Genomic DNA, 9210 nt, shown 5'->3' on the forward strand with positions numbered 1-9210 from the left:
CCAGGTGCGCGCCTCGCCGGCGCGGGCTGCACCGAGGTGTGGTTGTGGGTGCTCGAGGCCAACGTCCGCGCCCGCGCCTTCTACCGCCGCTACGGCTTCACCGAGACCGCCGACCGTACCCACTCCAGCCTCAACAATCTCCCCGAGCTCCGGCTGCGGCTGGACCTGCGGACCGCCAGCACTCACCAAGGCGGTCCGCAAGGCTGATTCAGGGGACGGTTGAGCGTCGATGCAGGATCTGGCCGACCGTTAGTGAGTGTTGGCGGTCCGCTTGCGGCACCTGCGCGGTTCGCTGGCAGCCTGACGGCCTGGCTCGTAGTGGTCGACCGCCGGCGTGCTGGTGTTCGGGTGGGTCAGGAATTCGTACCCTCGGGGCGGAGTCGGCGGCGGAAGCGGCTGCGGGTGGTCGGGATCGCGGCAGGTGGGACCAGCGGTGGAGTGTCCGGCTGGTACTGCGTGACGAGAGCCTGGTAGTCCTCCCAGTCCTCGACCCGCAGCGGAACGTTGCCGATGGCATCGACATCCGTGACCGGGTGGCGGCCGGCACCGACCAGATGCCAGATGTCGTGGTCGCTCCGCAACTGCCGCAGTTCGCCGAACACCTCCCGGCCGAACCAGAACGGGTGGCCGCGACCGTTGTCGTACCGGCTGACCGCGATCGGCGTGGCGGCCTCCGCGACCAGCGACCAGACTGCGGCCGACGTCACACCCGGCTGGTCGCCCTGCATGACCACGATGCCGTCCGTACGCCGGTCGACCACGTCCAGCGCCGGCACGATCGACGAGCTCCCGGTGTCGGCGTGCGGGGACTCGACCACCCGCGCGCCGTCCAGGTCGACCCGATCACGGACCTGCTCCGAGGCAGTCCCGAGCGTCACGATCAACTGGTCGAACCCACAGTCGCGCGCGGTGTCCAAAGAGGCAGCCAGCAGCGTCTCGCCCTGATAGGACAGCAATTGCTTCGGCACACCGAGTCGCGGCGACCCCTCAGCGGCTAGCACCAAACCGGTGATGAACACGCGGCATCAGCCCCAGACCTGGTTTGAGCCAAGGGGACTAATCACGCCGGGCTCCCTCGTCGATGCCGATCCATTGATCGAACAACGCCGGGGGCGCCATGTCAACCTTGCATAACTGGGCGGGATCAGCGCAAAGAGGCGGCCAGCGTTTCGAGGGCGGGATATCCGGCATTACCGGTGACGATCGTGGTGACACCGGATCCGACCAGGACAAGAGCGTGCTCGTTGTCCCTGTCCAGCAAGGTCTTCCGCTGCCAGACGACGCCCGCCACGCTCGAAGTACCGTCATCCTCGGTCTTGCCGAGCTTGTCGCTCTGGTAGGTCGGGCCGGTCACGTTCGACTGTTCCACGCCGACGTATTTCTTCTTGTCGGTGACAATACCGAGGTGCCAGGTGATCGGGCTTTGCTCGGGCGCGCGGAATTCCACACTGGTTGCCGACCACCCCGACGGCATCGGTCCCGGGCCGCGGACCCAGGGGGCGAGTTTCTTCGCGTCCTGGAGTTGAGCGGTGTATTCGACCGCGCGAACCCGCTCGGATTTCGGCCGCCAGGTGACGATCGCGAGGAACGCGACCACGATCAGACAGGCCAGCATGGCCCAGAACATGTTCGTCAGTGTGCGGGCCTTGGCCCGGTCGGCGTTGTTCTTCGCCCGGTAGGCCGCCGCCTCCGCCCGGACCCGCGCCTGCTCGCGGGCTGCCGCCTCGTCGCGGGTTCCAGCCTCGGCCTCGGCGTGGATCGGCTCCTGACCTGTCGAACTCATGACCCCAGTGTCCCCCGGCTCCGATCTCGGCCGCACACCGGCCGTTGGCTACGATCCGTGGCATGAGCGACCCCACCACACCACCCGCCCATCTCGACGTCGACAAGGACGCGCCCGACCGCAACCTGGCACTCGAGCTCGTCCGGGTCACCGAGGCGGCCGCGATGGCGGCGGGCCGCTGGGTCGGTCGCGGCGACAAGAACGGCGCCGACGGCGCGGCGGTGAACGCGATGCGCACCCTGATCGGCACGGTCGGGATGAACGGGGTGGTGGTGATCGGCGAGGGCGAGAAGGACAACGCCCCGATGCTCTACAACGGCGAGCAGGTCGGCTCCGGCGAAGGCCCTGAGTGCGACGTCGCCGTCGACCCCGTGGACGGGACCACCCTGGTGGCCAAGGGGATGGCGAACGGCATCGCCGTGATGGCGGTCTCGGCACGCGGCTCGATGTACGACCCGTCCGCGGTCTTCTACATGGAGAAGCTCGTGGTCGGCCCTGAGGCCGCGGACGTGGTCGACATCCGGCTGCCGGTGGCGGAGAACATCCGCCGGGTCGCGCGGGCGAAGGGCTCGCCGGTGGACGACGTCACCGTCGTCCTGCTGGACCGGCCGCGCCACGAAGACCTCGCCGCGCAGATCCGGGCCACCGGCGCGCGGATCAAGTTCATCAGCGACGGCGACGTGGCCGGCGCGGTCGAGGCCGCCCGCCCCGACACCGGGCTGGACATGCTCGTCGGCATCGGCGGGACGCCCGAGGGCATCATCGCCGCCTGCGCGATGAAGTGCATGGGCGGCCTGATCCAGGGCAAGCTCTGGCCGCGCGACGACGAGGAGCGGCAGAAGGCGATCGACGCCGGCCACGACCTCGACCGCGTCCTCAGCACCGACGACCTGGTCAGCGGTGACGACTGCTTCTTCGTCGCCACCGGGATCACCGATGGCGAGCTTCTCCGTGGCGTCCGCTACCGCAGCTCGATCGCGCGGACCCACTCGCTGGTGATGCGCTCGCGCAGCGGCACCATCCGCAGTATCGAGAGCGAGCACCAGCTGTCCAAGCTGCGCGCGTACTCCGCGATCGACTTCGAGCACGCCCGATGACCGCACCCGTTCTCGTCATCGGCGAGGCACTCGTGGATATCGTCGGGAACGGCCCAGGTTCGAGCCCAGGGTCCGGCCGGAACGGCAGGAACGGAACGAAGGCGACCCCCGGCGGCTCCCCCGCCAACGTCGCCGTCGGCCTGGCCCGGCTCGGCCTGCCGACCGAACTGGTCACCCGTTTCGGCACCGACCCGTACGGCGACCAGCTCGGCGCGCACCTGTTCGGAAATGGGGTCCAGCTGGCGCCGGGATCGGTGGACCCCGGCTTCCGGACCAGTACTGCGACCGCGAGCCTCGACGCCGCGGGAGTTGCGTCGTACCAGTTCGACATCACCTGGGAACCACCGGCGCTGTCCCTGACGCGGGGTTGCCCGGCCGTTCACACCGGGTCGATCGCGACCGTACTCGAACCAGGCGCCGAGGCGATCCGCCGGTTCCTGGGGTCGCTGGTGTCGGAGCCGGTGACGGTGACGCTCGACCCGAACGCGCGCCCGACGATCACCCCGGACCCGGTGTCCACCTGGGCCGCAGTACGGGAATTGGCCGCGTTGTCGGACCTGGTGAAGCTGAGTGACGAGGATTGCGAGTTCCTGCGGCCTGGGTTGTCACCCGACGAGATCGCGGCCGAACTGCTGAGCGTCGACCGGACGAAGTGTGTGGTGATCACTCGCGGCGGCGAGGGCGCCATCGGAGTGAGCCGGGCGGCTCGGGTGGACGTACCCGCGCCCGCGATCAAGGTGGTCGACACGGTAGGTGCCGGTGATTCGTTCATGTCGGCCCTGATCGCGGGACTCCACACCCGCGGATTACTGGGCGCAGTACGGCTGGAAGGTCTGACCGAGCAGAACCTGCGAGAGATCGTCGACTACGCGGTCAAGGCGGCCGCCATCACCTGTACCCGCCACGGCGCCGACCCACCGACCGCGGCCGAACTCCGCGCGACCTGGGGCGCGTGACGATGCCGGCCGACACCTGGGCAGCCGAGTTCGCGTCCAAGGGCGCCGTGGTCTTCCCGCAGCGCCGCAGCCGGCTGCTGATCCGCCTGGTCCTTTTCCTGGTGCTGGTGGGCAACTCCCTCTGGACGATCGTCGATCACGTCCAGCGCGACGCCATGTCGGGAGCGATCGGCGTACTGCGGGTGACGGCGCTGGCGGGGTTCCTGGCCGTCGCCGCGTACACGGTGTGGCAGCTGATCACCCGGCGGCCCGTGATCAAGGTCGGCCGGGACGGGATCACCATCTACCGCAACCGGGACAAGGGCCCACTCGCCTGGAACCAGATCGACCGGATCGGCGAGCCGAGCGGCCTTCCGGGGTTCCTCAGCGTCCAGGTCCATCCGGTGGAGCGCTCGGCGTCACGCTTCGAGATCCGCCAGGACAACGTCCTCGAACTGGCCGAGCTCACCCAGTGGCTCCGCACTCTCCACCGCCAGCACCACTCCACCGACAATTGACCACCGACGACTCCGCCGCCTGGAATCTCGAACTGACCCGGACCGGTCAGGTGAGATTCCCGATCCGCCGTCGCCGATTGGCTGTGCGGCTAGGTCTCTGCGCCATCGCGCTCGACAGCCCAGCTGGCTCAGTTGTTTCCGCGGCTCGCGGCGACCGTCCATGGGGTTGGTGGGAGATCGTCAGCGTCGTTGCACTGCCTCTCGTCTTGTACATCACCGCCTACACCGTGTGGACCGCGTGCACCGGCCGACCGGTCCTGGTGGTCGACCATGAAGCGGTGACGCTCGGCCGCAAACGCCTTACCTGGCAGGAGATCCGCTCGATCAACAGCCCATCGGGATCCAACTGGCGGCTAGGGCCGCGGTGGTTGCAAATCGAAGTCGTGACCGTCGTCCCGTTCGAAAGTCGCAGGCGTCGCCAGATCGTCTTCCCGAACGAATACGCCGATAGGGTCGATGTCCTGGGGAAGTGGCTGGCTGATCTGCAACGTCGGCAGCGACACGCCATCGGCGAGTAGCCGATCAGCCGCGCCGACGAGGTGTCAGCGTAGGCGAGGAGTCAGCGTCGGCTGGGTCGGCGGTAGGCCGCTTTCCTTCGGCCGCCTCGCCAGGGCTGATTCCCCGGATCCACAACATGCCGACGACCAGGAGCACGAGCGCGCCCTCATGCGCCTAGAGTGATGTCGCTGCGGGGCTGAATCAGAGGCGTTGGGGGTCTGAATGGCGGTGATGGGGGAGTCGTCTGCTGCCATCTGGACGGATCAGTTGCTGCGCACTGGGCGCGCGGTGTTCCCGCTGCGGCGGCGCAGGGTTCTGTTCCGGCTTGGGCTGGTGGCTGCCTTCGCCATCAACAACCTGGTATCAGTCGTCCGCCGCCTCCTCGACGAGGAGCATGGGGTCGTGTGGGACATCCTCGGCCTCATCACTTGCACTGCGTTCCTCGCGCTCATAGCAGTCAGCGTGTGGCAGCTGATCACCCAGCGACCGGCGCTCACGGTCGACCGACTTGGCATCCGCATCGGCAAACGCAGGCCCGGCCTCGGCTGGAGCGAGATCGCCAAGATCGGTTCTCTCTCCGGCATCAGGGGCGCGCAAATGCTGCCGGTCATCCCGAAGAACGTCTGGGCCAACCACCTCAACGTCACCCAGGACAACGTGAAGGACCTCGCCACCTTCGCCCACTGGCTCAAGGAACTCGTCGAGCAGCACAAGTCCGAAGTACAGAGCTGACCCATGGCTGCTAGAGGTAACCACCAACTGGTCTGAGCGACACCGCGGCTGACCGCCCATCCAGCCGGCCAACACAGCCTCGGTCACTGCCAGTGATGAGTCAGGTGAGGCGGAGGCGTTTGGAGAGGCGGGGACCTCGTTTGATCTTGATCTCGCCGAGGATGGCGGTGCCTCGGATGTGGAAGACCTTGGGTGGGGCGGTCGGGGGCTCGCCGGGGCCGCCGAAGGTGGACTCCTGTTCGGAGACGGAGCCGAGGATGGGGTTGCTGTCCAGGTGGACGATCGCGTTCTGGGGTACGCGGATCTTCACGTCCGCGAGGATCGACTTCACGTCGACGTAGATCTCGTCGTACGGCAACTGGGCCTCGGTGTAGTCGAGCGTCACGTCGCCGAGGACCGCGTTGACCTCCTGGCGCTGCGGCGCGAGCCAGCCGCCGGTCCGCTTCGTCTCGGACATGAACGCGTTGATCACCGGCGCCACTCCGGCCGGGCCGGAGAAACCAGCGACATCCGCGGCGGGAGCCGGCATGGCCAGGCCGTTCGGCAGGTCGGAGGTGATCTCGACGAGCTCGCCGTAGGTCTTCGCCCCGTAGACGGACTCCAGGCGTTCCTCGAGCTCGGTGTAGCTCAGCCGGCCCTCGCCCGCTGCCTCCCGGAGCACCTCCGCGACATCCTCGCGCTCCAGGTCGGAGACACGTCGGCGCAACGCCAGCTCGTCACCGGTCGGCCGCGCGGGCGCGGATGGCGAATCCTGCGGGCTGTTCTGCTGGGGAACCTCGTCCTGGGCCACGAGAAAACAGTACGCGCGTCCCGCGATCACCGCGGATAAGTCATTCCCCCGATTCACCCCCGAACCCAACCCTGACCGGGGATGCCTCGAGGTCGCCTTTAGGCTGGTCCTGCTCAGACCACTTGCCTGGAGGTACGCCGGTGTCCGCCGACTTCAACTACTCCGACCTGCTTCCGCTCGGGGCCGACGACACGGAGTACCGGCTCCTCACCACCGAGGGAGTGAGCACCTTCACGGCCGGCGGGCGCACCTTCCTGCAGGTGGAGCCCTCAGTGCTGCAGCAGCTCACGGCCGAGGCGATGCACGACATCTCGCACTACCTGCGGTCGGCACACCTGGCCCAGCTGCGCCGGATCATCGACGACCCCGAGGCGTCCGGCAACGACCGGTTCGTCGCGCTCGACCTGCTGAAGAACGCGAACATCTCGGCCGGCGGCGTGCTGCCGATGTGCCAGGACACCGGTACGGCGATCGTGATGGGCAAGAAGTCCGAGGGAGTCCTCACGGGCGCCGTGGACGAGGAGTGGATCAGCCGCGGCGTGTACGACGCGTACACCAAGTTGAACCTGCGCTACTCCCAGATGGCCCCGCTGACCATGTGGGACGAGAAGAACACCGGGTCGAACCTGCCCGCCCAGATCGAGCTCTACTCGACTCCGGCCAAGGGCGACCCTGCGTACAAGTTCCTCTTCATGGCCAAGGGTGGCGGCTCGGCGAACAAGTCGTTCTTGTTCCAGGAGACCAAGGCGGTGCTCAACCCGGCCGGGATGATGAAGTTCCTGGACGAGAAGATCCGCTCGCTCGGGACCGCCGCCTGCCCGCCGTACCACCTGGCGATCGTGGTCGGCGGGACCTCCGCGGAACACACGCTGAAGACCGCGAAGTACGCGTCGGCGCACTACCTCGACTCGCTGCCGACGACGGGATCGCCGTTGGGGCACGGGTTCCGCGATGTCGAGCTGGAGCAGCAGGTGTTCGAGTTGACCCAGCAGTTCGGGATCGGCGCGCAGTTCGGCGGCAAGTACTTCTGCCATGACGTGCGGGTGATCCGGCTGCCGCGGCACGGCGCGTCCTGCCCGGTCGCGATCGCGGTGTCGTGCTCGGCCGACCGGCAGGCGCTCGCGAAGATCACCCCCGAGGGCGTCTTCCTCGAACAGCTCGAGCGCGATCCGGCGCGATTCCTGCCCGACACGACCGACGAACACCTCGCCGAAGACACGAACGTCGTACGCATCGACCTGAACCGCCCGATGAACGAGATCCGCGCGGAGCTGTCGAAGCTGCCGGTGAAGACGCGGCTCTCGCTGAACGGCCCGCTCGTCGTCGCCCGCGACATCGCCCACGCCAAGATCAAGGAACGCCTCGATGCCGGCGAGCCGATGCCGCAGTACTTGAAGGACCACGCCGTGTACTACGCGGGCCCGGCCAAGACGCCCGAGGGCTACGCCTCCGGCTCCTTCGGCCCGACCACGGCCGGCCGGATGGACGCGTACGTCGACCAGTTCCAGGCCGCGGGTGGTTCCTTCGTCATGCTTGCCAAGGGCAACCGTTCGGCCAAGGTGACGAGCGCGTGCAAGGAGCACGGCGGGTTCTACCTCGGTTCGATCGGCGGCCCCGCGGCCCGGCTCGCGCAGGACTGCATCAAGTCGGTCGACGTGATCGAGTACGCCGAGCTCGGGATGGAAGCCGTCTGGAAGATCGAGGTCGAGGACTTCCCCGCCTTCGTGGTGGTCGACGACAAGGGCAACGACTTCTTCACCGACACCGCGAAGCCGGTCCCGTTGACTGTCCGCCCGCGCAGCTGATCGGCAACAGCCTCGGCCGGCTGGTTCGCCAGCGCAGCTGATCGGCAACACCCTCGGCCGGCTGGTTCGCCAGCCGGCCCCATCCCCAGATCCGGCTGAACCCTCAGCCGATCTCATCCCCCAGCCCGGCTGACCCGTCAGCCGGTCTGATCCTCAGCCGATCCGCTCCCTCAGCCGGCTGATCCCTTCTCTCCCGTCCCCCACTCACCACTCGCCCGGCAGGTGATCCAGCCGGGCCCTGCTCCTCTCAGCCGGCCTGAACGGCCGTGGCTGGGTCGGGCAGTTTGATGAGCAAGTGCTTGGCCGCCCTGAGCAGGTCAGCCTCGTTGTGCCCGAAGGCTTGTAAGTACGACTCGAGTGCGGATCGCAGGAGTCGCAGCTCCTCGTCTTCCAGTTCGATGGTGTACATATTCTCAAGGTAAGTCCGCAACCGGCGGAAAGATCCACCTCGTGACCCACCCGTTGTGTCGCCGCTCACCTGAGCAGCTCCCGGGCGCCCTATCCCTCGGTCCGCGCAGCCGAGATCCACCCCGCGACGACCAGGACCTCGGTCGCGACCTCGTCCAGCGGGCGGTCGTTGGCCACGCTGAAGTCCTCCAGCCGCGGCAGCCGGGCCGACTGCGCCAGCGCCTCCTGCAGATCCCAGTTTGGCCCGCGGACGGTTCCACGCGTGCGCTCCTCCACCAGCTCACGCGGCGTCTCCAGCCTGACCATCCGCACGTCGCAGCCGGCCAGGCAGTCGGCGTAGGCGCTGCGCAGCGCGGCGGTCTCCATGATTCCGCTGACGACCATGAAGCGAGCCCCTGCGGCACGATAAGTCGTCCACACCGCTGCCAGATTCCGCAATCTCAGCCGGTCGTGGAAGCCCGGCTCGTCCGCCGGCGCCGGACCGAACTGCGACAATGCATCCAGATCCACCACACCCGTCGGACGGTTGTCCTTGGTCAGGAGTCGGCCGATGGTGGCGGCGATCGTGGACTTGCCGGCGCCGCCGCCTCCGTTGATCAGGAGGGCCCGGCAGCCCTCGTCCGCGATCGTCATCCGCCTAGCCT

The 9210-nt window shown here is 68.0% G+C and carries 12 protein-coding genes; 7 read left to right on the top strand and 5 right to left on the bottom strand.

Annotated features, from left to right (window positions below; genetic code table 11):
- The first annotated feature begins 48 nt into the window (after positions 1 to 48).
- Positions 49 to 207, top strand: coding sequence for an N-acetyltransferase (locus ABD210_RS08235; RefSeq protein ID WP_344110365.1), 159 nt, complete (start codon positions 49 to 51; stop codon positions 205 to 207).
- 146 nt (positions 208 to 353) lie between these two features.
- On the opposite strand, the gene ABD210_RS08240 is transcribed toward ABD210_RS08235, so the two are convergent.
- Positions 354 to 1019 (bottom strand): nucleotidyltransferase family protein, encoded by a 666-nt coding sequence (locus tag ABD210_RS08240; RefSeq protein ID WP_344110366.1) that lies wholly within the window; start codon positions 1017 to 1019, stop codon positions 354 to 356.
- Between the two features lie 125 nt (positions 1020 to 1144).
- Entirely contained in the window at positions 1145 to 1783 is a 639-nt protein-coding gene (locus tag ABD210_RS08245) for a DUF4245 domain-containing protein (RefSeq protein WP_344110367.1), read from the bottom strand.
- Positions 1784 to 1845: 62 nt separating this feature from the next.
- On the opposite strand from ABD210_RS08245, the gene glpX reads away from it, so the two are divergent.
- The 5 genes from glpX to ABD210_RS08270 all read left to right on the top strand — a co-directional run bounded on the left by glpX (position 1846) and on the right by ABD210_RS08270 (position 5563).
- A complete protein-coding gene (gene glpX, locus ABD210_RS08250) occupies positions 1846 to 2880 on the top strand; it encodes a class II fructose-bisphosphatase (protein WP_344110368.1) in 1035 nt (344 codons plus the stop codon).
- Positions 2877 to 3836: a carbohydrate kinase family protein gene (locus tag ABD210_RS08255; protein ID WP_344110369.1), complete on the top strand. Its 960-nt coding sequence runs from the start codon at positions 2877 to 2879 to the stop codon at positions 3834 to 3836. Before glpX ends, ABD210_RS08255 begins: the two co-directional genes overlap by 4 nt.
- A 2-nt stretch (positions 3837 to 3838) precedes the next feature.
- A complete protein-coding gene (locus tag ABD210_RS08260; protein WP_344110370.1) occupies positions 3839 to 4333 on the top strand; it encodes a hypothetical protein in 495 nt (164 codons plus the stop codon).
- 206 nt (positions 4334 to 4539) lie between these two features.
- The gene (locus tag ABD210_RS08265) at positions 4540 to 4851 is read left to right on the top strand and encodes a hypothetical protein (RefSeq protein WP_344110371.1); all 312 of its coding nucleotides are present in this window, start codon (positions 4540 to 4542) and stop codon (positions 4849 to 4851) included.
- A gap of 211 nt (positions 4852 to 5062) precedes the next feature.
- A complete protein-coding gene (locus tag ABD210_RS08270) occupies positions 5063 to 5563 on the top strand; it encodes a hypothetical protein (RefSeq protein WP_344110372.1) in 501 nt (166 codons plus the stop codon).
- A 100-nt stretch (positions 5564 to 5663) separates the two neighbouring features.
- Here the strand turns inward: ABD210_RS08270 and ABD210_RS08275 are convergent, their stop codons facing one another.
- The gene (locus ABD210_RS08275) at positions 5664 to 6353 is read right to left on the bottom strand and encodes a DUF1707 SHOCT-like domain-containing protein (RefSeq protein WP_344110373.1); all 690 of its coding nucleotides are present in this window, start codon (positions 6351 to 6353) and stop codon (positions 5664 to 5666) included.
- Positions 6354 to 6493: 140 nt separating this feature from the next.
- On the opposite strand from ABD210_RS08275, the gene ABD210_RS08280 reads away from it, so the two are divergent.
- Positions 6494 to 8158 (top strand): fumarate hydratase, encoded by a 1665-nt coding sequence (locus ABD210_RS08280; RefSeq protein WP_344110374.1) that lies wholly within the window; start codon positions 6494 to 6496, stop codon positions 8156 to 8158.
- A 247-nt stretch (positions 8159 to 8405) separates the two neighbouring features.
- Here ABD210_RS08280 and ABD210_RS08285 read toward each other — a convergent pair whose 3' ends face one another.
- Both ABD210_RS08285 and ABD210_RS08290 read right to left on the bottom strand, forming a co-directional pair.
- Positions 8406 to 8567: a hypothetical protein gene (locus ABD210_RS08285; protein ID WP_344110375.1), complete on the bottom strand. Its 162-nt coding sequence runs from the start codon at positions 8565 to 8567 to the stop codon at positions 8406 to 8408.
- 89 nt (positions 8568 to 8656) lie between these two features.
- Positions 8657 to 9199 (bottom strand): nucleotide-binding protein, encoded by a 543-nt coding sequence (locus tag ABD210_RS08290; protein ID WP_344110376.1) that lies wholly within the window; start codon positions 9197 to 9199, stop codon positions 8657 to 8659.
- Positions 9200 to 9210: the final 11 nt, after the last annotated feature.

The organism is Kribbella alba, from assembly GCF_039529635.1.
GTDB classification, from domain to species: Bacteria; Actinomycetota; Actinomycetes; order Propionibacteriales; family Kribbellaceae; genus Kribbella; species Kribbella alba.